The 21,161-nt window shown below is 68.0% G+C and carries 18 protein-coding genes and 1 tRNA gene; 13 read left to right on the top strand and 6 right to left on the bottom strand.

Annotated elements, in window-relative coordinates; all coding sequences use genetic code 11:
* Nucleotides 1-67: 67 nt before the first annotated feature.
* Nucleotides 68-949 (top strand): bestrophin family protein, encoded by an 882-nt coding sequence (locus tag ACTZQ5_RS10840; protein WP_443585205.1) that lies wholly within the window; start codon nt 68-70, stop codon nt 947-949.
* A 5-nt stretch (nt 950-954) separates the two neighbouring features.
* Here ACTZQ5_RS10840 and ACTZQ5_RS10845 read toward each other — a convergent pair whose 3' ends face one another.
* A complete protein-coding gene (locus tag ACTZQ5_RS10845) occupies nt 955-2,376 on the bottom strand; it encodes a sigma-54-dependent transcriptional regulator (protein ID WP_443585339.1) in 1,422 nt (473 codons plus the stop codon).
* 128 nt (nt 2,377-2,504) lie between these two features.
* Between ACTZQ5_RS10845 and ACTZQ5_RS10850 the strand changes: the two genes are divergently transcribed.
* From ACTZQ5_RS10850 to ACTZQ5_RS10885, 8 genes are all read left to right on the top strand, one after another.
* Entirely contained in the window at nt 2,505-2,654 is a 150-nt protein-coding gene (locus ACTZQ5_RS10850) for an aa3-type cytochrome c oxidase subunit IV (protein ID WP_443585206.1), read from the top strand.
* 8 nt (nt 2,655-2,662) lie between these two features.
* Nucleotides 2,663-3,784, top strand: coding sequence for an NAD(P) transhydrogenase subunit alpha (locus ACTZQ5_RS10855; RefSeq protein WP_443585207.1), 1,122 nt, complete (start codon nt 2,663-2,665; stop codon nt 3,782-3,784).
* 2 nt (nt 3,785-3,786) lie between these two features.
* Nucleotides 3,787-4,032 carry a type II toxin-antitoxin system HicA family toxin gene (locus tag ACTZQ5_RS10860; RefSeq protein ID WP_443585208.1) on the top strand — a complete coding sequence of 82 codons (246 nt, stop codon included), beginning with the start codon at nt 3,787-3,789 and terminating at the stop codon, nt 4,030-4,032.
* Nucleotides 4,029-4,244, top strand: a complete 216-nt coding sequence (locus ACTZQ5_RS10865) for a type II toxin-antitoxin system HicB family antitoxin (protein WP_443585209.1) — start codon at nt 4,029-4,031, stop codon at nt 4,242-4,244. The genes ACTZQ5_RS10860 and ACTZQ5_RS10865 overlap by 4 nt, the downstream gene beginning before the upstream one ends.
* Nucleotides 4,245-4,255: 11 nt before the next feature.
* The gene (locus ACTZQ5_RS10870) at nt 4,256-4,555 is read left to right on the top strand and encodes an NAD(P) transhydrogenase subunit alpha part 2 (RefSeq protein ID WP_254289026.1); all 300 of its coding nucleotides are present in this window, start codon (nt 4,256-4,258) and stop codon (nt 4,553-4,555) included.
* Nucleotides 4,556-4,666: 111 nt separating this feature from the next.
* Nucleotides 4,667-6,187, top strand: coding sequence for an NAD(P)(+) transhydrogenase (Re/Si-specific) subunit beta (locus ACTZQ5_RS10875; protein WP_443585210.1), 1,521 nt, complete (start codon nt 4,667-4,669; stop codon nt 6,185-6,187).
* A 136-nt stretch (nt 6,188-6,323) separates the two neighbouring features.
* Nucleotides 6,324-7,319, top strand: a complete 996-nt coding sequence (locus ACTZQ5_RS10880) for a MarR family winged helix-turn-helix transcriptional regulator (protein WP_443585211.1) — start codon at nt 6,324-6,326, stop codon at nt 7,317-7,319.
* Nucleotides 7,320-7,383: 64 nt separating this feature from the next.
* Nucleotides 7,384-7,459: transfer RNA gene (locus tag ACTZQ5_RS10885), tRNA-Val, on the top strand.
* 41 nt (nt 7,460-7,500) lie between these two features.
* Here the strand turns inward: ACTZQ5_RS10885 and ACTZQ5_RS10890 are convergent.
* The 4 genes from ACTZQ5_RS10890 to ACTZQ5_RS10905 are packed head-to-tail and all read right to left on the bottom strand — an operon-like array spanning nt 7,501 to nt 13,880.
* Complete coding sequence (locus ACTZQ5_RS10890; protein WP_443585212.1) at nt 7,501-9,249, bottom strand: histidine kinase famiy protein; 1,749 nt, start codon at nt 9,247-9,249, stop codon at nt 7,501-7,503.
* 52 nt (nt 9,250-9,301) lie between these two features.
* Entirely contained in the window at nt 9,302-11,401 is a 2,100-nt protein-coding gene (locus ACTZQ5_RS10895; protein ID WP_443585213.1) for an ATP-binding protein, read from the bottom strand.
* A 4-nt stretch (nt 11,402-11,405) separates the two neighbouring features.
* Nucleotides 11,406-12,890, bottom strand: a complete 1,485-nt coding sequence (locus ACTZQ5_RS10900) for an ATPase domain-containing protein (RefSeq protein WP_443585214.1) — start codon at nt 12,888-12,890, stop codon at nt 11,406-11,408.
* 36 nt (nt 12,891-12,926) lie between these two features.
* Nucleotides 12,927-13,880, bottom strand: coding sequence for a LysR family transcriptional regulator (locus tag ACTZQ5_RS10905; RefSeq protein ID WP_443585215.1), 954 nt, complete (start codon nt 13,878-13,880; stop codon nt 12,927-12,929).
* Nucleotides 13,881-14,008: 128 nt separating this feature from the next.
* Between ACTZQ5_RS10905 and ACTZQ5_RS10910 the strand changes: the two genes are divergently transcribed.
* Both ACTZQ5_RS10910 and ACTZQ5_RS10915 read left to right on the top strand, forming a co-directional pair.
* On the top strand, nt 14,009-15,061 hold the full coding sequence (locus ACTZQ5_RS10910; RefSeq protein WP_443585216.1) for an NAD(P)-dependent alcohol dehydrogenase: 1,053 nt from the start codon (nt 14,009-14,011) through the stop codon (nt 15,059-15,061).
* A 171-nt stretch (nt 15,062-15,232) separates the two neighbouring features.
* On the top strand, nt 15,233-16,423 hold the full coding sequence (locus tag ACTZQ5_RS10915; RefSeq protein ID WP_443585217.1) for a PQQ-dependent sugar dehydrogenase: 1,191 nt from the start codon (nt 15,233-15,235) through the stop codon (nt 16,421-16,423).
* Between the two features lie 12 nt (nt 16,424-16,435).
* On the opposite strand, the gene map is transcribed toward ACTZQ5_RS10915, so the two are convergent.
* Entirely contained in the window at nt 16,436-17,206 is a 771-nt protein-coding gene (gene map / locus ACTZQ5_RS10920) for a type I methionyl aminopeptidase (protein WP_443585218.1), read from the bottom strand.
* A 124-nt stretch (nt 17,207-17,330) separates the two neighbouring features.
* On the opposite strand from map, the gene ACTZQ5_RS10925 reads away from it, so the two are divergent.
* Together ACTZQ5_RS10925 and ACTZQ5_RS10930 are read left to right on the top strand one after the other, a co-directional pair.
* Nucleotides 17,331-19,277, top strand: coding sequence for a glycoside hydrolase family 84 protein (locus tag ACTZQ5_RS10925; RefSeq protein WP_443585219.1), 1,947 nt, complete (start codon nt 17,331-17,333; stop codon nt 19,275-19,277).
* Between the two features lie 69 nt (nt 19,278-19,346).
* The gene (locus ACTZQ5_RS10930; protein ID WP_443585220.1) at nt 19,347-21,158 is read left to right on the top strand and encodes a DUF885 domain-containing protein; all 1,812 of its coding nucleotides are present in this window, start codon (nt 19,347-19,349) and stop codon (nt 21,156-21,158) included.
* Nucleotides 21,159-21,161 lie beyond the last annotated feature (3 nt).

Consider the following 21,161-nt stretch of genomic DNA (forward strand, 5'->3'; position numbering starts at 1 on the left):
TTTGCAACGCAGCAATCGCGCGACGGATAAGTTGAGCGGCTACATCGCGGTCCGACAAAGAGGCAACATGATCGTCAGTTCCACCCCCCGCCTGCGCCAGATCATCTCAGAGGTCTGGAAGCCACTCACCATCCTGTTCGTCTGGGACGTCGCGGTCACCGTCACCTATTACGTGCTGCCGTTCAAGGCGCCGTCGCTGCCGCTCACCCTATTCGGCTCGGTGCTGGCGCTGTTCCTCGGCTTCCGCAGCAATTCCGCCTACGAACGCTGGTGGGAAGGGCGCTCGCTATGGGGCCTGATGATCAACGCCTCGCGCAACCTCAGCCGCGAAGCGCGCAATTTCCTGCCCGCCGAGGCGCTCGATCTGAAGCGCACGATCGTCCTGCGCCAGATCGCCTATGTGAACGCGCTGCGCTGCCAGTTGCGGCGCCAGCCGGTCGATGACGAGGTGCTGCGCTACCTTTCGCATGGCGAGGCGACGCCGTCGCTCGCGCGCACCAACATCGCCAACGGCCTGCTCGACGGCACCGGCCGCCGCATCGACGATGCGCGCCGCCAGGGCTGGATCGACACCATCCAGCAGACGCAGATGGAATCGGTGCTGGTCGATATCGCCAATTCGCAAGGCGGCATGGAGCGGCTGAAGAACACGCCGCTGCCCAACCAGTACCGCTTCCTCCCCTCGCTGTTCGTGCACATCTTCTGCGTGCTGCTGCCGATCGGCCTGGTCGAGACGCTGGGCTTCGCGACGCCGCTCGGCTCGACGCTCGCCGGCCTGATGTTCCTCGCCGTGCTGGCGATCGGCGACGATCTGGTCGATCCGTTCGCCAACACCGTCCACGACCTGCCGCTGTCGGCGATGTGCCGGACGATCGAGATCGATCTGCTCCAGTCGATCGGCGACGAAGCGCCGCCGCCGCTGAAGCCGGTGAAGGGGATCCTCTGGTAGCGGCGTCAGGCGGCCGCGTTGTCGATGCCGAGTTCGCCCAGCTTGCGGTACAGCGTCGAGCGGCCGATCCCCAGCCGCCGTGCGACCTCGGTCATCCGCCCGCGATAGTGACCGATGGCGAGGCGGATAACATCCGCCTCGATGTCCTCGAGCGGGCGCAGGTTGCCGTCCGGCCGGAACAGGGTGACGCCGGCGCCCGACGCGGGCGTCGATCCGACCAGCCCGGGCCGGCGGTCGCCCAGCGCGGCGATCTGCGGGAAATCGGCGCGGGTCAGCGCCGCGCCCTCGCACAGCACCGCCGCGCGGAACAGCGCGTTCTGCAACTGGCGGACGTTGCCCGGCCAGTCATATTGCACCAGCAGCGCCAGCGCATCGTCGGTGATGCCGAGCGACCGCAGCCCCGGCTGCTGCGCGATCCGGGCGAGCAGGTGCCGGGCCAGCGCCGGCACGTCGCCCAGCCGCTCGCGCAAGGGCGGGATCGTCACCTGCACCACGTTCAGCCGGTAGAACAGGTCCTCGCGGAACCGGCCCGCCTCCACCTCTTCGAGCAGCTTCTTGTTGGTCGCGGCGATCACGCGCACGTCCACCTCGCGGGCATGGCGCGCGCCGATCGGCTGGATTTCGCCCGATTGCAGCACGCGCAGCAACTTGACCTGCGTCTCGAGCGGCATCTCGCCGATCTCGTCGAGCAGGATGGTGCCGCCGTCGGCATCGGCGAACTTGCCGATCTTGCGTTCGAAGGCGCCGGTGAACGCGCCCTTCTCGTGCCCGAACAATTCCGATTCGACGAGGTTGGCGGGGATGGCGCCGCAATTCACCGTCACCATCGCCTTCTTGGCGCGCGGGCTGGCGGCGTGGATCGCATCGGCGACCACTTCCTTGCCGACGCCGCTCTCGCCCTCGACCAGCACCGGCACCCGCGCCCGCGCCGCCTTGGCCGCGATCGCCAGCGCCGCGCGGAAATCGGGCGACGACCCGACGATCTCGTCGAAGGCGAGCAGCGCCGGGATCTTCTCGGTCAGCGGTCGCAATTCCCCCGCCGCGGTGCCGGCGACCGCCGCCTCCAGCGCGGCGAGCAGCCGTTCCGGCGCCAGCGGCTTGACCAGGAAATCGGTCGCGCCCGCCCGCATCGCCGCCACCGCATGCGCCACCGAGCCGTTGGCGGTCAGCATCAGGATGGGGAGGGCAGGGCGCCGCTCGCGCAATTCGGCGATCAGCGGCGCCGCATCGGCATCGGGCGTCCAATGGTCGAGCAGGATGGCATCCAGCTGCATCCCGTCCTGCGTGCCGAGCTGCGCCAGCGCCATCTCGCCGTCGGCGGCGAAGATCGATCGCCAGCCGGCGCGGGCCGCCAGCGCGGACACCAGCCGGCGCTGCGCGGGTTCGTCGTCGATCAGCAGAAGCAGCCGCTGGCCATTGCGCGTCATAATTATTCCCGTCCCGGTTCGGGGCAGGTGATACAGCGCGCCGGTAAAGGCGGACTTAAGCGGCGACACGGATCGCTTGCCTTGACGGCGGCGCGGCTTTGCGGGCAGGTATCCGCCAACGATGGCGCATGCCTGACGCAAGCAGGGGTTGGATGATGGCCGGCAACGGTGACATGAAGGCGCATGTGGCGACCTATTCGAGCGTGACCGCCATGATGAAATGGGGCACGGTCGCCTGCGCGATCATCGCCCTGTTCGTGATCTGGCTGATCGCGTAAGCGCGGACATGAAGATCGCCGTCCTCAAGGAACATGCCGACGGCGAGAGGCGCGTGGCCGCCACGCCCGAAACCGTAAAGAAATTCGCCGCGCTGGGCGCCAGCGTCGCGGTCGAGGCGGGGGCGGGAAGCGCCGCCACCTACGCCGATCAGGCCTATGCCGATGCCGGCGCCGCCGTCGGCGATCGCACGGCGACGCTGGCCGGCGCGGATATCGTGCTCGGCGTGCAGGGGCCCGATCCGGCCAGCCTCGCCGGTGCGGCGCAGGGCGCCTGGATCGTCGCCGGGCTCAATCCCTTCGGCGAGCGTGCCCGCGTCGATGCCTATGCCGCGGCGGGCTATGAGGCGCTGGCGATGGAGTTCATGCCGCGCATCACCCGCGCGCAGTCGATGGACATCCTGTCCTCGCAATCCAACCTCGCCGGCTACAAGGCGGTGCTGGACGCCGCGGCGGAATATGGCCGCGCCTTTCCGATGATGATGACCGCGGCCGGCACCGTCTCCGCCGCCAAGGCGTTCGTGATGGGCGTCGGCGTCGCCGGATTGCAGGCGATCGCCACCGCGCGGCGGCTGGGCGCGCAGGTGTCCGCCACCGATGTGCGCTCGGCGACGCGCGAACAGATCCAGAGCCTCGGTGCCAAGCCGATCTTCGTCGAGAATGTCGCGGGCATCGAGGGCGAGGGGGCAGGCGGCTATGCCGGCGAGATGAGCGACGCCTACAAGGCGGCGCAGGCCGAGCTGGTGTCCGCCCATATCGCCAAGCAGGACATCGTCATCACCACCGCGCTGATCCCCGGCCGCCCCGCGCCGCGCCTCATCAGCGACGCGCAGGTCGCCAGCATGAAACCGGGCAGCGTCATCGTCGACCTGGCGGTCGAACAGGGCGGCAATGTCGAGGGCGCAGTCGCAGGCGAGATCGTCGAACGGCACGGCGTCAGGATCGTCGGCCATCGCAACGTCGCCGGCCGCCTGCCCGCCGATGCTTCGGCGCTGTTCAGCCGCAACCTCTACAATTTCCTCTCGACCTTCTGGGACAAGGAACAGGGCCGCCCGGTGCTGGACGCCGAGATCGGCGATGCCGTGCGGCTGACCAGCCAGGGCCAGGTCGTCAACGCGCGGCTGCTCGCCTGACGGTGGATGCGGATGCGCTTCTCGAACGCATGCGGCACGTGCCGCGCGACTGGCGCATCGCAGACATCGAAAGGGTGTGTGACGCCTTCGGCATCGCTTGCACGCCGCCGCGGAAGGGGTCACATTACAAGGTGAAACATCCGTCGATGCCGCTGATCCTGACCATACCGGCGCATCGACCGATCAAGCCCGTCTATATCCGCGAACTGGTCAGGTTTGTGGACGCGGTCCGGGAGCAGCACGCATGAACCCTCAGGATTACGAAGTCGATATCGTGCCGCTGACTCACAGCGACGGCGGCGGATTCGCAGCGATCGTACCGGAACTGCCGGGCTGTCGATCCGACGGCGAGACGCCGCAGGAGGCATTGGACAATGCGTATGACGCGGTGCGTTGCTGGCTCGAAGCGGCTGAGGAGATGGGCCGCACGGTGCCGCAGCCGCGGCGGCTTGCAGCATAAAGGAGACGGTGATGGACTTCGTTGCGATCCTGTCGATCTTCGTGATGGCCTGCTTCGTCGGCTATTACGTCGTCTGGTCCGTCACCCCGGCGCTGCATACGCCGTTGATGGCGGTGACCAACGCGATTTCCTCGGTCATCATCGTCGGCGCGCTGATCGCCGGCGCGGCGGCGGGCAGTGCCTCGTCGAAATGGCTGGGGCTGCTCGGCGTGGTGCTCGCCAGCATCAACATCTTCGGCGGCTTCGCGGTCACCAGCCGCATGCTCGCCATGTACAAGAAGAAGGACCGGCCGGCACCGGCCAAGCACTGAACGACGAAACACTAATGCGTCACCCCAGCGCAGGCTGGGGTCTCATGCCACGGGAATATGCCCGCGGAGAAAGATCCCAGCGTTCGCTGGGATGACGGACAGGGGGACAGGATGGAACACGCAACCGCCGGCAGCTCGTTCGCGGCGCTCGCCTATCTGATCGCCGGGGTGTGCTTCATCCTCGCGCTGCGCGGCCTGTCGTCGCCGACCTCCAGCCAGCGCGGCAACCGCTTCGGCATGATCGGCATGACCATCGCCGTGGTGACGACGCTGGTGACGCACGTGCCGTTGCAGGCGGTGGGACTGGTGCTGACCGACGCCTCGGGCGTAGTCGCCTCGACGGGGCCGTTGTTCGCGCGGATCGACCTCGTCACCGTTCTCGAAATCCTCGCCGCAATCGGCATCGGCGCAGTCATCGGCATCACCACCGCCCGCCGCATCGCGATGACCGCGATGCCGCAGCTCGTCGCCGCTTTCCACAGCCTCGTCGGCCTGGCGGCGGTGCTGGTCGCGTGCGCCGCCTATCTGAACCCGGTCGCCTTCGGCATCGCCGACATGGTCATTCCGATGATCGGCCAGCCGTTCGCCGCGATCCATCAGGTCAGCCGGATCGAGATGGGCCTCGGCGTCGCGATCGGCGCGATCACTTTCTCGGGCAGCGTCATCGCCTTCCTGAAGCTGAACGGCAACATGGGCGGCAAGCCGATCATGCTGCCCGGCCGCCACGTCATCAACCTGGGCGTCCTCGCCGCGATCCTGCTGCTGGTGGCGTATTTCACGCAGGATCAGAGCCCCTGGGTGTTCTGGACGATCACGATCCTCTCCTTCGCGATCGGCTTCCTGCTCATCATCCCGATCGGCGGCGCCGACATGCCGGTCGTAGTCAGCATGCTGAACTCCTATTCGGGCTGGGCGGCGGCGGCGATGGGCTTCACGCTGCATAACAGCGCGATGATCATCACCGGCGCGCTGGTCGGATCGTCGGGCGCGATCCTCAGCTACATCATGTGCCGTGCGATGAATCGCAGCTTCATCAGCGTCATCGCCGGGGGCTTCGGCGCGGAGAGCGGCGGCGGGGGCGGCGACGGCGCCAAGGTCGACCGTCCGTGGAAGCGCGGCTCCGCCGAGGACGCCGCCTTCCTGATGAGCCAGGCCGAACAGGTCGTCATCGTCCCCGGCTACGGCATGGCGGTGGCGCAGGCGCAGCACGTGCTGCGCGAGATGGCGGACAAGCTGAAAGAGCATGGCGTCCGCGTCAAATATGCGATCCACCCCGTCGCAGGCCGCATGCCCGGGCATATGAACGTGCTGCTCGCCGAAGCGAACGTCCCCTATGACGAGGTGTTCGAGCTGGAGGATATCAACTCCGAATTCGCGCAGACCGACGTCGCCTTCGTCATCGGCGCCAACGACGTCACCAATCCCGCGGCCAAGACCGACAAGACCTCGCCGATCTACGGCATGCCGGTGCTCGACGTCGAAAAGGCGAAGACGGTGCTGTTCGTGAAGCGCTCGATGGGCGGTGTCGGCTATGCCGGCGTCGACAACGACGTCTTCTACATGGACAATACGATGATGCTGCTCGCCGACGCCAAAAAGATGGTGGAAGAGATCGTCAAGTCGCTCGATTGAACGGGGCGCGCGCCATAGCGATGGTAGGTCCGTTTCGGAGATGATATGCTGCGGGGTTCATGGCGCAAACCTGCATCAGTCCCGAAATGGAGGTAACAGGGGGCGCACCTTCCCCGCCACGCCTTATCCTGCGGCCATGGGACATACGATGCTGCGCGGGCGCCGAAGCGGCGACCCGGCGGGGGACGAGCCGATCGGTTCGGCAGGGGCATATACGATGGCGGGCCGGCCGATGCTGCTGATCGCGGCGGACATATCGGCCGCCGAGGCGGAGGCGGCGATCCGGCTGGCGGGCGGTCGCCTGCTGCAACGGATCGATTGGGGCGAGGTGGCCGCGACGCTGCTGCGACTGGCGACCTGGCCGGTGATCGTATGCGACACCGCGGGCGTGCCGGCCGACGTGCTGGATGCCGAGCTACCGCGGATCGCACGCTATGTCGAACAGGCGGCGGTGTCGGCGGTGATCGCGCTCTCTGCCGACCAGATCGATCTCGTCGCCGCCCACGTCCTCGGCAGCCACGCGGTCCTGCTGTGCGATCCGACACCGGCCGACCGCGTGATCGCGCTCGCCGCCGCTGCCAGTGTGCACCCACCGATGCTCCACGACACGTTGCACGAGGAGAACGACCGGGAGCGGCTCCAGCGCCTCAACGACGAGGTCGCGCACATCGCCCGGCTGCTCGCCGGCCTCGCCGGCCCCGCACCGGCATCGGCCATGCCGCGCGAGATCGCCGACCGCCGCCGCGGTTTCGAAAGCGAACCCGCCGTCCGCACACACGCGGTCAGCGCGCAGGAGGTTCGCCACATGATCCAGCTGCGCCGCCTGCGCGCCAAATTCTTCGGCCAGTTCATCGGCGACGGATTGTTCGAGGATCCGGCCTGGGACATGCTGCTCGACCTGTTCGCCGCCGAGCTGGAGGGAACGCGGGTCAGTGTCTCCAGCCTGTGCATCGCCGCCGGCGTCGCGCCGACCACCGCGCTGCGCTGGATCGCCAAGATGTCGGACATGGGGTTGTTCGTCCGCCACCCAGACCCGGTCGACCGCCGCCGCGCCTTCATGGCGCTGGCACCGCGCGCCAGCGAGGCGATGCGCAATTACATGGTCGCCGCACGCAAGGCCGATCCCGCCTGATCGGATCCCCATGCCCCCTTGCGGATCGCCGCCTGCTTTGGCAGGGGAGGCGAACCCCGCGAGGGGGCGCTTAGCTCAGTTGGTAGAGCATCTCGTTTACACCGAGAGGGTCGGCGGTTCGAGCCCGTCAGCGCCCACCACCCCGTCTCCGGAAACCCGACAAAGCCGGTGGCGCCGCGCGTCAGGCTTCGGCAGCGCCGAAATCCGATCGTTGCCGCCGCGGGCCGCCGCTGCCGCGCCGGTTGAGCGCCTGGCGCACCCGGTCGAGCAATTCGGTGCGGCGATACGGTTTGCTCAGCACGTCGGTCGCCCGCTTGCGCGGCCCGTTCACCACCAGTTCCTCGTTATAGCCGGTGGTGAGCAGCACCGACACGCTCGGATCGCGCTCGATCACCGCATCGGCCAGCATCAGGCCGTTCATCCCGCCCGGCATCACGAGGTCGGTGAACAGCAGGTCGACATGGTCGTCGGCATGCACCTTTTCGAACGTCTTGAGGCCCTGTTCGCCGCTGATCGCGGTGGTGACGCGATAACCGGCGCTGGTCAGGATCTCGCTCGCGATCGCCAGCACTTCCTCATTGTCCTCGACGATCAGGACGTGCTCGGCATAATCATTGGGGAGCTCGGGGGCGGCGACCACCGGCCCGCTTTCCTGCTCCTCCGCCGTCGCGGCCAACGTCGCGCGGGCGGTCGGAAAGATCATCCGCACCGTGGTGCCGCGGCCCGCCTCGCTTTCGATATCCAGCCGGCCGCCCGATTGCCGCACGAACCCGGTCGCCATCGCAAGCCCCAGGCCCGTGCCCTGGCCCACGCCCTTGGTGGTGAAGAACGGCTCGGTCGCGCGCTCCAGCACCTCGGCCGGCATGCCGACGCCCTCGTCGCGCACCTCCAGCATGACGTAACTGCCCGGCGCCAGTTCGCCGGCATTGTCCTCGCCCAGCTGCATCGGCAGCGTCGCGATGGTCACCACGCCGCCGTCCGGCATCGCGTCGCGCGCATTGTTGACGATGTTGAGCAGCGCCATTTCCAGCTGGTCGGGATCGACCACGACATGGGACAGGCCACGGCGCAGGCTGAGGTGCAGCTCGACGCGCTTGCTCACCGAGCTTTCCATCACGTCGCCGAATTCGGTGATGAGGTGGCTGAGGTCGATCGGCCGCGGCTCCAGCCGGGTCTTGCGCGCAAAGGCGAGCAGCTGGCGGGTCAGCTTGGCGCCCCGCTCCGCCGCCGATTGCGCGGCGGCGACGTAGCGCTTGGCGCGCTCGCTCTCGGTCACCGCCGACAGCAGGTCAAGGTTGCCGTTCACCACCTGCAACAGGTTGTTGAAATCATGTGCCAGGCCGGCGGTCAGCTGGCCGATCGATTCCATCTTCTGCGCCTGGCGGAAGCTTTGCTCGGTGTTGCGGCGCCGCGTCACGTCGAGCTGGCTCGCGAAGAAATAGAGCAGCTTGCCGTTCACGTCATAGACCGGCCCGATGAACACCGCATTCCAGAACGGCGACCCGTCGCGGCGGTAATTGAGCAGCTCCAGTGCGATCGACTGGCGCTGTTCCACCGCCTCGCGTAGTTCGGCGACGGCATTGCGATCGGTCTGCGCGCCTTGCAGGAACCGGCAGTTGCGCCCCAGCACCTCATGCTCTTCATAGCCGGTCAGGTCGAAAAAGGCCTTGTTGGCGAAGGCGATGGGATTGTCGTCCTGATTGGGATCGGTCAGGATCATCGGCATCCGCGTCATCTCGATCGCGGCGAAGAACACGCTGCCGCGATCATCCAGGCCGGGGCGGGTGATCGTGCTTTCGCGCCAGTGATGCAGGCCGGGGCGGCCGATCGGATCGTCGTGGCCGCTATCGATCGTGCCGGCTGCGGGCACACCTGCGGCCTGGCCCGTGGGGTCGACGTCCTGCGCCTGCCCGTGGTCGTCGTTCGTCATCGCCCCGCTGCATGCCGCAGGGAATAACATAAGGCAACGGTCATGCGCGGGTTCACCCCGCCATCATCTCCGCAATCTTGGCGGAAAGTGCTTCGATTGCAAAGGGTTTGGCGATCATGTCCATTCCCGTACCAAGGAATCCGGCGCGAATCGCCGCATTCTCGGCATAGCCGGTGACGAACAGGATCGGCAGATCGGGGCGCTGCGCACGAGCGAGTTCGGCAAGCTGCCGTCCGTTCATCCCCGGCAGGCCGACGTCGGAGACGAGCAGGTCGATGCGCTGCCCGGAGCGGATGATCGGCAGCGCCGCATCGGCATCGCCCGCCTCCAGCGCGGCATAGCCCAGTTCCTCCAGCACCTCGCGCACCAGCAATCGGACGGACACGTCGTCCTCGACCAGCAGCACCACTTCGCCGCGGCCCTGCTGCGCCGCCACCGGCGTGCTCTCGTCCGCTGCGCCGTCGGCCTCGTCCGCGATCGGCAGGTACAGCGTCACCGACGTGCCGAGTCCGACGGTGCTGTGCACGCGCACCTCGCCCCCCGATTGCCGCGCGAAGCCATAGACCATCGACAGGCCCAGGCCGGTGCCCTGGCCGATCGGCTTGGTCGAGAAAAACGGTTCGAACACCTTGTCCAGCACGTCGGCGGGCATGCCCACGCCGGTGTCGGATACCGCGATGGTGATGTAGCGGCCCGCCTTGAGGTCCGATCGCGGTGTCGCGTCGCGGCTGGCGAGCGCCGTCTCCACCGTCAGCCGACCGCCCTCGGGCATCGCGTCACGCGCGTTGATGACGAGGTTCAGGATCGCATTTTCCAGCTGGTTCGCATCCGCCACCGCGGCGGGCAGATCGTCGGCGGCGACGATCTCCAGCACGATATTCTCGCGGATCGATCGCTCCAGCAGGTCGCGCAGCCCCGCGGTCAGCGCGTTGACGTCGATCGCCCGCGCATCGAGCGACTGGCGCCGGGAAAAGGCGAGCAGCCGCGCGGTCAGCGCCGCCGCGCGCTGTGCCGATGTCGCGGCGGCATCCATGAACCGTTCGAGATCGTCGGTTCGCCCCGCCGCCAGCCGACGCTTCATGATATCCATCGCGCCGATGACGCCGGTCAGCATGTTGTTGAAATCGTGCGCGATGCCGCCGGTCAGCTGGCCGACCGCCTCCATCTTCTGGCTTTGGCGGAGGGCAGCTTCGGCGCGGCTGCGGCTCGCCATCTCCGCCTCCAGTTCGGCGGTTCGCGCCGCCACCTTCTGTTCCAGCGTGCGGGCGAGATGGTCGAGCTCGCGGCTTTCGTGCTTCAGTGCGCGTTCCGACTGGGCCAGCGCCAGCTCGGCACGCTTGCGCGCGGTGATGTCGATCACCGTGCCGATGAAGCGCACCGCCGTGCCATCGACGAAGATGCTGCCGCCCTTGGCGGCGATCCAGCGTTCGATGCCGTCCTCGATCCCGATCGTGCGATATTCGATGTCATATTCGCCGGTGCCGTCGGGATCGAGCGCCTGGCCGACCGCCGCCGCCGCCGCCTCGCGATCCTCCGGGTGCAGCCCGACGAGGAAGGTGCCATCATAGCTGACCGGAACGCCGGGCGAGACACCGAACAGCGCCCGACAGCGTGCATCCCAGCGCAGGGCGCCGGAGCCGGGGGCGAAATCCCATGTGCCGATGTCGGCCGCGCCCGTCGCCAGCCGCAGCCGCCCTTCGCTGTCCGCCAGTTCGGCGAGACGGTCGCGCATCTCGAACTGCTTCTGCCGCGCCCGCATCGCGGAAGCGATGGCGGTGAGCAGCGATGCCGATCCCAGCGGGCGTTCCAGCACAACGACATTGGTGATGCCCACCGGCAGGCCGTGGCGGATATCCAGCGTGCCCACAGCCCGTCCCTGCGACGCGCGCGCCAGCAGGATGAAGGGGATGTCGGACCAGGCGGGCTGCCGCTCCAGCGCAGCGACCAGTGCGGCGCGGCCGCTCGCCAATGCCTCCTCCGTCACCAGTACCACGCCGGTGTCGTCGCCGATCGTTTCCGCCAGCGTCGTCAGGTCGGGCTGCGCATCCGGCAGGTAGTCATGCGCGCGCAGCAGCGCGGCGGCGCTGTCCGCGTCGCGACCATAAGGGGCGACGATGGCGACGCGATACCCTTCGCCGGCGGACCTGTGCACGCGGTTAAGCCCGTTCTTCCATCAACGGCGCTGCCGATCCGACATATTCCGGCGTCCCCGTCAAAACCCCCTTGAATCCGGTCAGGGGCGCGCCGACCCGCACGCCGTCGCGATCGATGCGCAATTCGCGAATGCTGTCCTCATGCAGGCCCCCGCGGTTCTTGAGCACGGAGATCGCCTTCCTGATCCGGCCATCCGCCTCGAAGAACCGCAGCAGCAGCACGGCATCGGCGATGTAGGAGACGTTCAGTTCGTTCGCCATCGTCCCCACCAGCCCCTGCTGCGGGTTGATGAGGAAGGTCGCGACGTCGCGCTGGCCGAGATAGGACAACAGCTCGTGCATCTGCAGGATCAGCTGCTTTTCCTGCGGCATCGCGGCGAGATAGCCGTTCAGGCTGTCGATCACGATCATCCGGGTGCCGCGGTCCTCCACCTCGTCGCATACCGCCGCGGCGAACTCGCCGGGCGACAGCTCGGCGGGATCGACCTGCCGGATGGTGAGGCAGCCGCTGTCGATATGGCTTTGCAGGTCGATGCCGAAGGCTTTGGCGCGCAGCAGCAACGTGCCGATCCGCTCGTCGAATTGGAACACGGCGCAGCGTTCGCCGCGGGCGCAGGCGGCATCGAGGAACTGGAGCGCGATGGTCGTCTTGCCGGTGCCTGCCGGACCGGTGATGAGCGTGCTGGTACCGCGCAACGGGCCGCCGCCCATCAGGGCATCGAGCTCGGCGATACCGCTGCCGACCGCTTCGCCGCCGAACGTGGTCACGCGGTCGGCAGCGATCAGGCGCGGATAGACATGGATGCCGCCGCGGCGGATCGCCATGTCGTGATAGCCCGCCACGAAGTCGACGCCGCGCAGCTTCTGGACCTCCAGCCGCCGCCGTGCCGCGCCGAAATCCAGCGTCAGCCGCTCCAGCGTGATGACGCCGTGGCACAGGCTGTGCAGGTGCGCGTCGCGCCCCTCGGCATGGCCGGACAGGTCGTCGATCAACAGAACCGTGATGTCGCGGCCGGCGAAGAACTGCTTCAGCGCCAGCACCTGCCGGCGGTAGCGCAGCGGGTCCTGCGCGAGCAGGCGCATTTCGGACAGGCTGTCGAACACGACACGCGTCGGGCAGATGCGCTCCACCTCCGTCTCGATCAGCTGCACCGTCTGGCCGAGCTCCATTTCCCAGCTGTGCAGGATCGACTGGTCGCGTCCGTCACCCAGCACGTCGGCGGCGGAGCTGAATTCGAAGATGTCGACTCCGTCCAGCGTCCAGCCGTGCGACTGGGCGACCGCCAGGATCTCCTCCTTGGTCTCCGACAGCGTGATGTAGAGTACCCGTTCGCCCTGCCGCACGCCGGCGAGCAGGAATTCGATCGCCAGCGTGGTCTTGCCCGATCCCGGCGCACCCTCCAGCAGATACAGGCGGTTGCGTGGCAGCCCGCCCTTCAACACTACGTCCAGCCCCGTGTTGCCGGTCGAGATCGTCGTTCCAGTCATGTGCCCCACGCGCAATCGCTCCCCGTGGCGAACGACTTAACCCGAAACCCGGGCCTCGCCAATCGCATCGGACGGGATCGGTGCGGTTGCGGCGGCATCGCCACGGTAGCGCAACGCGGCGGCGATCGCGGCGAAGGCGGGCGTCGGCTGCCGGCGGGAGGGATAATAGAGGTGGAGGCCCGCGAACGGCGGCGACCAGTCGCCCAGCATCGTCACCAGCTGCCCGCTGTCGACATAGGGGCGCACGTGATTCTCCATCAGATAGGCGATGCCGAACCCGTCGAGCGCGGCCTGCAGGATCGGAAAGATGCTGTTGAACGTCAGCTGCCCGTCCACCCGCACGCGAAATTCGCGCCCATCCTGTTCGAACTCCCAGGGATAGATGCCGCCATAGGTCGGCAGGCGCAGGTTGATGCAGCGGTGTTGGACGAGGTCGTACGGCGTTGCCGGCATCGCCGCCGTGGCGAGGTAAGCGGGCGCCGCGACCGCGATCATCCGCATCTCCGGCCCGATCGGCACCGCGATCATGTCCTTGTCGACGATGCCGCCCAGCCGCACCCCGGCATCGAAGCGGCCCGCGACGATATCGGTCAGCGCGTAATCGGTCGTCACCTCCAGCTTGATGTCGGGATAGTCGCGCAGCACGTCGCGCAGCATCGGCCACAGGTCGAGTTGCAGGGCGAGTTCGTCGGCGGTGATCCGTACCGTACCGGCCGGCCGATCGCGCAGTTCGCCCAGCGCCGCCACCTCGTCCTCGATCCCGTCGAAATGCACCGCCACCGTCCGCAGCAGCCGTTCGCCCGCCTCGGTCGGCGTGACGCTGCGCGTGGTGCGGTTGAGCAGGCGCAGGCCCAGCCGCTCCTCCAGGCCGCGCATCGCATGGCTGAGCGCGGACGGCGTGACGCCGAGCAGCGCCGCCGCGCGGGTGAAGCTGCGTTCGCGCGCGACGGTGATGAAGGTCGAAAGGTCGGCCAGGTCCTGCCGGGTCATTGTTGAATCCGGGTCATGAGTGTTTGCAGCGCATAGCGGCTAATCGGATGCAGGCGACACGCATATCTCGGGATCATGCTGCGCCGCAACGCGTCGCGCCTCACCGATCGATACAGGAACCCCCCGCGATGACCACCAAAGCCTATGGCGCCTATGCCGCCGACACGCCTCTGGAGCCGATCGAGATCGAGCGCCGCGCGCCCGGCGCGGACGACGTCGCGATCGCCATCCTCTATTGTGGCGTCTGCCACTCGGACCTTCATCAGGTCCGCTCGGAATGGGGCGGCACCATCTATCCATGCGTGCCGGGGCATGAGATCGTCGGCCGCGTGACCGCCGTCGGCGCGTCCGTGTCCAAGGTCGCGGTCGGCGACATCGTCGGCGTCGGCTGCATGGTCGACAGCTGCCGGCATTGCGCCGCCTGCGACGAGGGGCTGGAGCAATATTGCGAAAACGGCTTCGTCGGCACCTACAATGGCCCGACGCCGGATGCGCCCGGCCATACCCTGGGCGGCTATTCGCAGGCGATCGTCGTCAAGGACGCGTTCGTGCTGAAGGTCGGTCACGATGCCCGGCAACTCGCCGCCGTCGCACCGCTGCTGTGCGCCGGGATCACCACCTGGTCGCCGCTCCGCCACTGGAACGTCGGGCCGGGCAAGAAAGTCGGCATCGTCGGGATCGGCGGCCTCGGCCATATGGGCGTCAAGCTCGCCCACGCGATGGGCGCGCATGTCGTCGCCTTCACCACCTCCGAAGGCAAGCGCCAGGACGCCCTCGCACTCGGCGCCGACGAGGTCGTGGTGTCGAAAAACCCCGATGAGATGGCGCAGCATGCGAACACGTTCGACTTCATCCTCGACACCGTCGCCGCCAGCCATGACCTCGATGCGTTCACCGCCCTGCTGAAGCGTGACGGGACGCTGACGCTGGTCGGCGTGCCGGAGCACGCGCATCCCTCGCCGGACGTGTCGGCGCTCATCTTCAAGCGGCGCAGCATCGCCGGATCGCTGATCGGCGGCATCGCCGAAACGCAGGAGATGCTCGATTTCTGTGCCAAGCACGGCATCGTCGCCGAGATCGAGATGATCCGGATGGCGGAGATCGACACGGCCTATGAGCGCATGCAGCGCAGCGACGTGAAGTATCGCTTCGTCATCGATATCGCGACCATCGCAGACTGATGGTCCCCGTCCGCGCGCCGCATGAGGCGCGCGGACGGCTTCCACCGGCCCTGGCGCATCCTGCACCGCCTGGGCGAGGCGAAACGGGCTAAACGCGGGGTTTACCCTTCTTGTCGCGCATCCCGCTGCAATCCCAGGCGTTTACCGGACGATCGCAGCGGGAGTGACGGCATGACGAGGCGCAATATCATCCCGGTGCTGCTGGTGATGGCGGCAAGCGGTTGCGGTGGAGAGGGCGGTGGCGAGGCACCTCCGGTCGCAGCGCCGGCGCCGACCCCCACGCCTGCGCCGGCTCCCGCGCCGAGCCCGTCACCCACCGCCACTGCGACGCCCCCGACCACGGCGGTCGACCAGCGCGTCGTCGCGACCTTCGACAATCCCTGGGCGATGACGTTCCTGCCCGATGGGCGGATGCTGGTGACCGAGAAATCCGGCCAGTTACAGCTGGTGACGCAGACCGGCGGCAAGACGGCGGTCACCGGCGTGCCGCGTGTCGTCTTCTCGGGGCAATTGGGATTGCAGGACGTCGTGCTCGACCCCGGTTTCGCCACCAACAACCGTATCTGGCTGAGCTATGCCGAGCCGGCGAGTGGCGGCCAGCAGCTCGCCGTCGCCCGCGCGACGCTAGTCGTCGGCGCCACGCCGCGGCTGGACGATCTGGCGGTGATCTGGCGGGCGACCCCGGCGACGACCGGCGGTCAGCTGGGCGCGCGGCTTGCCTTCGCGCCCGATGGACGGACGCTGTTCGTCAGCAGCGGCGAACGGCAGCAGGGCACGCCGGCGCAGGACCTGTCGGGCACGCTGGGCAAGATCGTGCGGATCACGCTCGACGGAGCCGCGGCCGCCGGCAATCCGTTCGCGTCCACCGCGGGCGCGCGCGCGGAAATCTGGTCGCTCGGCCATCGCAATCCCTATGGCCTCGTATTCGCCAGCGACGGGCGCCTATTCGAATCGGAGATGGGGCCGGCGGGCGGCGACGAATTCAACCTCATCGATCCGGGCAAGAACTACGGGTGGCCACGCGTATCGGAAGGCGACAATTACGATGGTTCGCCGATCCCCCGCCACGCCACCAATCCCGCCTACACGCCGCCGCTGGTCAGCTGGACGCCGGTGATCGCACCGGGCGGCATGATCCAGTATCGCGGCAGTACCTTCGCTGGCTGGACGGGCGATTTCCTGCTCGCCGGCCTGGTGCAGCAGGGCATCGTGCGCGTCCGCGTGACGGGCAACAGCGCCAGCGAGGTCGCCCGCATCGGCCTGGGCGCCCGCATCCGCGAGGTGGAGGAAGGCCCCAACGGGTCGATCTGGGTATTGCGTGACGGCAGCGGCGGCGCGCTGGTGCAACTTACCCCGCGCTGATCGGTCCGGCGGCTAACCGCGGGGTGCGGTTTCGTCCTGGCGCAACGTCAGCACCTCGACCCCGGTGGCGGTCACCGCGACGGTGTGTTCGAACTGCGCCGACAGCTTGCCGTCCGCGGTCAGCACCGTCCAGCCATCGGGCGCGGTGTCCACCTTGCGCGTGCCCTGGTTCAGCATCGGTTCGATCGTGAAGACCATGCCTTCGCGCAATGTCGCGCCGGTGCCGCGCCGGCCGAAATGCAGCACCTGCGGGTCCTCGTGCATCTCCCGGCCGATGCCGTGGCCGCAATAATCGCGCACGATCGTATAGCCGTTGCTGGTCGCATGCCGTTCGATCGCGAAGCCGATATCGCCCAGCCGCGCGCCGGGGCGGACGGCGCCGATCCCCTTCCACATCGCCTCGCGCGCCACGCGGACCAGCCGGCGGGCCGCAGGCGAGGCATCGCCGACGACATAGGTCTTGCTGGAATCGGCGATGTAGCCGTTCTTTTCGAGCGTGATGTCGAAATTGACGATGTCACCGTCCGCGATGATCGCGCCGTCGTCGGGCACACCGTGGCAGACGACCTGGTTGATCGAGCTGTTGAGCACATAGGCAAAGCCATATTGCCCCTTGCTCGCCGGGCGGGCGGCGCAGTCGACGGTGATGAAGCGTTCGACCATGTCGTTGACCTGCATCGTCGACAGGCCGGCAAGGTCCTGCCGATCCAGCATCTCGAACACCGAGGCGAGCAGCCGGCCCGACTGGCGCATCAGCGCCAGTTCGTCGGGCGTCTTCACCACGTCAGGCAGCCTTTATGCATGCCGCTCCCTTACCGCCGACCGGCAGGCGGTACAATCGTCGCGCTTGCCGCAGGCGGATCATCGGCTTAGTCGATAGTACCATTTTAATACCGGAGGCGGGGAAATGATCCGACGTATCGCAACAGGCGGCAGGCTCGCACTGACGGTGGCCGCCGTGGCGCTGGCGCAGCCGGTGGCAGCGCAGGCGGTCCAGCCGGCGACGCTGCCTGCGATCATCCCGACACCCGTCTCGATGACCTTGGGCACGGGCAGCGTCACGCTCGGCCGATCGGTGGTCCTGGTTGCCGCGCCCGGCACCGATCCGGCGACGGTGGCACTGGTACGTGCGATCCTGACCGAGGCGGGCGTGCAGGCGGTCACCTCCGCCCAACGCGTGGCCAAGGGCGGTGCGCAGACGCGCGTCGTCATCGGGGCCGCCGATGCCGCTATCGTGCGCGACGCGCTGGCGCAGAGCGGCGCGACGCCCGATGACCGGCCCGAGGGCTATACCATCGCCGTGACCGCAGGCGGTGAGGGCGGGGGGCTTATCACGCTGGCCGGCCGCGACGCCGACGGCCTGTTCCATGCTGCGCAGACGCTCCGCCAGGTGGTGCGCCGCCCGATGGTGCCCGCGCTGGTGATCCGCGATCACCCCGCCATGCCGATCCGCGGGACGATCGAGGGGTTCTACGGTGCACCCTGGTCGATGGCGGACCGAACCAGCCATCTCGACTTCCTCGCCAGCGTAAAGGCCAACACCTACGTCTACAGCCCCAAGGACGATCCCTATGCCCGCGATCGCTGGCGTGAGGCTTATCCGGCGGCGACGTTGACGGCGCTCGGCACGCTGGCGCAGCGGGCGCGGGCCGATCACGTCGATTTCGTCTACGCCATCTCCCCCGGCCCCTCGATCTGCTTCTCCGATCCCGCCGATGCGGCGGCGCTTGAGCGCAAGTTCGATGCGTTGCGCGGCATCGGCATCCGCAGCTTCTATGTCGCACTCGACGACATCGAATACACCAAGTGGAATTGCGAAGCGGACAAGGCGGCGTTCGGTGCCTCGGGCGCGGAGGCGGCGGGGATCGCCCAGTCCCGCCTGCTGAACGCGGTGCAGGCCGACCTGACCGCCAAGGATCCCCGGGCGCGGCCGCTCATCATGGTGCCGACCGAATATTACGATGCCAAGGACAGCCCCTACAAGGCGGCGCTGCGCAAGGCGCTGGACCCGCGGATCGTGGTGCAATGGACCGGTACCGACGTGGTGCCGCCTGCGATCTCGATCCCCGATGCCAAGGCCGCGACCAAGGCCTTCGGGCGCAAGACGCTGCTGTGGGACAATTATCCGGTCAACGATTACGCCCAATCGGCCGGTCGCCTGCTGCTCGCGCCCTATGCCAAGCGCGAGGCGGGGCTGTCCGACGAGTTGACCGGCATCCTGTCCAACCCGATGAACCAGGAGGCGCCGAGCCGGGTCGCGGTGGCGGGCGTGCTCGCCTTCGCGTGGAACGATGCCGGCTATGATGCGGACCTCACCTGGCATGCCGCGGCGCGCGACCTTGCCGGCGGGGACACGCGGGCGACGGCGGCGCTGCTCACCTTCTTCGACACGCAGCATCTGGCCCCGACCTTCGGCAGTCAGCCGTGGCAGGAGCAGGCGCCGCGATTGAAGGCGGTGCTGGACGGCGTGCGCGAACGGCTTGCCGATGGCGACGCCGATGCGCGGCGCCGGGCGATCGCGGATCTCGCCGCCCAGGCCGATGCCCTCGCCGACGCGTCCGACATCATCCGGTCGGGCGTGGTCGATCCGGGCTTCGCGACGCAGGCACGGCCGTGGCTCGATGCGCTGCAGCTGTGGGGCCGGGCGTTGCAGCTGACCGCAGCAGGCCTGGGCGCTGCCGACCAGGGCAATGCCGCCGCGGCCCGCTATTTCGCCGATGCCAAGCGACTGGCGGCACAGGCGGCGGCGGTTCAGACCATCCCCGGCGCCACGCGGTTCGGCGGGGCGGTCAAGATCGCGGATGGCGTGCTCGACCGGTTCATCGCCGATGCGCCGGGGCTGATCGCGTCTTGAGGTCGGGCGCCGTCGTGCTAGCGTGAGCGGATCACGGGCGCGGCGGCGTTCGAAAACAGGGGGCTTTTCATGCGTTTCGTCGTTGCTTTGCTGCTGTTGCCGGCCTTGCCGATCCTCCAGGCAAGCGCGCCGGTGCCGCTGGCGGCGGCCGATACCACGGCGCGCGATGCGGCACTGCTGCGTTTCCTCGACGCGGTGTTCGAGGAGCAGCTGAGCCTCAGCCCGGAGTCGCAGACGCAGCTTGGCCTCAAGACGCAATACGACCGGCTGGATGATTATACCGATGCAGGTGCTGCCCGCTCGCTCGCCCTGACGGAGCGGCAGCTACAGGCGATGCACGCTCAATTCCGCCCCGACCAGCTCGGCGAAGGCGCACGCGTCAGCTACCGGTTGTTCGAATATGAGGCGGAACGGGCGCGCCGCTCGGCCCGCTTCCGCAGGCTGAATTTCCCCGTTTCTACCAACGGCAGCCCGGCGGGCGACATTCCCGCCCTGCTCATCAACAACCACAAGGTCGACACGGTCGCCGACGCCCGCGCCTATATCGCACGGCTGCGCGACACCGATCGCGTGATGCGCGAAGTCGCGGCGCGGATGCGCGAACAGGCCGTTGCGGGCATCGTCCCCAACCGGGTGAACTTCGCCCCCGTCCGCGCCGATGCCAAGGCGATCATCACCGGCGCACCGTTCGACGGCGGGGCGGACTCCACCCTGCTCGCCGATTTCCGCAAGAAGGTCGCCGCTCTCGAAGCACCCGCCGCCACCAAGGCGCAATTGATCGCCGATGCCACCGCCGCGCTGAAGGGGCCGTTCCGCCACGGTTACGACACGCTGCTCGCCGCGCTCGAAGCCATCGAGCCGTTGTCCACCGGCAATTACGGCGCCTGGCACCTGCCGGATGGCGCCGCCTTCTACGCGAACCAGCTCCAGAACGCGACCACCACCGATCTCACCGCCGACCAGATCCATGCGCTCGGCCTCGCCCAGGTCGCCGCGATCCGGCAGGAGATGGAGGCGATCAAGCGCGAGGTCGGTTCCACCGGCACGCTGGAGCAGTTCTTCGAGCGGGTGCGCACCGATCCGCAGTTCAAATATCCCAACACCGACGCAGGGCGGCAGCAATATCTCGCCGATGCCCGCGGTGTGATCGCGACGGTGATGACGGCGGCCCCGCGCTACTTCCGCGTCCTGCCCAAGGCACCGCTGGAGGTGCGGGCGGTGGAGAAATGGCGCGAGCGCACCGCGTCTACCGCCTTCTACAACCCGCCCTCGGCGGACGGCAGCCGGCCCGGCATCTATTACGTCAACCTCGTCGACATGAACCAGACGCAGAAGGTGCAGGTCGCCGGCATCGCTGCGCATGAAGGCGCGCCGGGGCATCATTTCCAGATCGCCCGTCAGCAGGAATTGGTCGGCCTGCCCAAGTTCCGCAAATACGGCGGCTATGGCGCCTATGTGGAAGGTTGGGGCCTCTATTCGGAGCGGCTGGCGAACGAGATGGGCGTCTACAAGGACCCCTATGCCCGGTTCGGCATGCTGTCGTTGCAGATGTGGCGCGCGATCCGGCTGGTGCTCGACACCGGTATCCACGCCAAGCGCTGGAACCGCGAGCGGGCGATCGCCTATTTCCGCGCCAACAGCTCGGTATCCGATACCGATATCGCGCGCGAGGTCGACCGCTATTTCAACTGGCCGGGACAGGCGACGAGCTACATGGTCGGCCAATTGCGCATCGCCGCCCTGCGCGACCGCGCCAAGCGCGAACTCGGCGACCGCTTCGACATCCGCGACTTCCACGAAGCGGTGCTGAACCAGGGCGCGCTGCCGCTCGACGTGCTCGACGAACAGGTGGCGCGCTATATCGCGGCGGCGAAGCGATAGCCG

The organism is Sphingomonas cellulosilytica (assembly GCF_052321755.1).
In the GTDB taxonomy this organism is placed as follows: domain Bacteria; phylum Pseudomonadota; class Alphaproteobacteria; order Sphingomonadales; family Sphingomonadaceae; genus Sphingomonas.

Bases quoted from the DNA above. Each gene is read 5' to 3' on its own strand.
- ACTZQ5_RS10840 (WP_443585205.1), top strand. From the start codon at position 68: ATGATCGTCAGTTCCACCCCCCGCCTGCGCCAGATCATCTCAGAGGTC.
- ACTZQ5_RS10845 (WP_443585339.1), bottom strand. From the start codon at position 2,376: ATGACGCGCAATGGCCAGCGGCTGCTTCTGCTGATCGACGACGAACCC.
- ACTZQ5_RS10850 (WP_443585206.1), top strand. From the start codon at position 2,505: ATGCCTGACGCAAGCAGGGGTTGGATGATGGCCGGCAACGGTGACATG.
- ACTZQ5_RS10855 (WP_443585207.1), top strand. From the start codon at position 2,663: ATGAAGATCGCCGTCCTCAAGGAACATGCCGACGGCGAGAGGCGCGTG.
- ACTZQ5_RS10865 (WP_443585209.1), top strand. From the start codon at position 4,029: ATGAACCCTCAGGATTACGAAGTCGATATCGTGCCGCTGACTCACAGC.
- ACTZQ5_RS10870 (WP_254289026.1), top strand. From the start codon at position 4,256: ATGGACTTCGTTGCGATCCTGTCGATCTTCGTGATGGCCTGCTTCGTC.
- ACTZQ5_RS10875 (WP_443585210.1), top strand. From the start codon at position 4,667: ATGGAACACGCAACCGCCGGCAGCTCGTTCGCGGCGCTCGCCTATCTG.
- ACTZQ5_RS10880 (WP_443585211.1), top strand. From the start codon at position 6,324: ATGGGACATACGATGCTGCGCGGGCGCCGAAGCGGCGACCCGGCGGGG.
- ACTZQ5_RS10890 (WP_443585212.1), bottom strand. From the start codon at position 9,249: ATGACGAACGACGACCACGGGCAGGCGCAGGACGTCGACCCCACGGGC.
- ACTZQ5_RS10900 (WP_443585214.1), bottom strand. From the start codon at position 12,890: ATGACTGGAACGACGATCTCGACCGGCAACACGGGGCTGGACGTAGTG.
- ACTZQ5_RS10905 (WP_443585215.1), bottom strand. From the start codon at position 13,880: ATGACCCGGCAGGACCTGGCCGACCTTTCGACCTTCATCACCGTCGCG.
- ACTZQ5_RS10910 (WP_443585216.1), top strand. From the start codon at position 14,009: ATGACCACCAAAGCCTATGGCGCCTATGCCGCCGACACGCCTCTGGAG.
- ACTZQ5_RS10915 (WP_443585217.1), top strand. From the start codon at position 15,233: ATGACGAGGCGCAATATCATCCCGGTGCTGCTGGTGATGGCGGCAAGC.
- ACTZQ5_RS10925 (WP_443585219.1), top strand. From the start codon at position 17,331: ATGATCCGACGTATCGCAACAGGCGGCAGGCTCGCACTGACGGTGGCC.
- ACTZQ5_RS10930 (WP_443585220.1), top strand. From the start codon at position 19,347: ATGCGTTTCGTCGTTGCTTTGCTGCTGTTGCCGGCCTTGCCGATCCTC.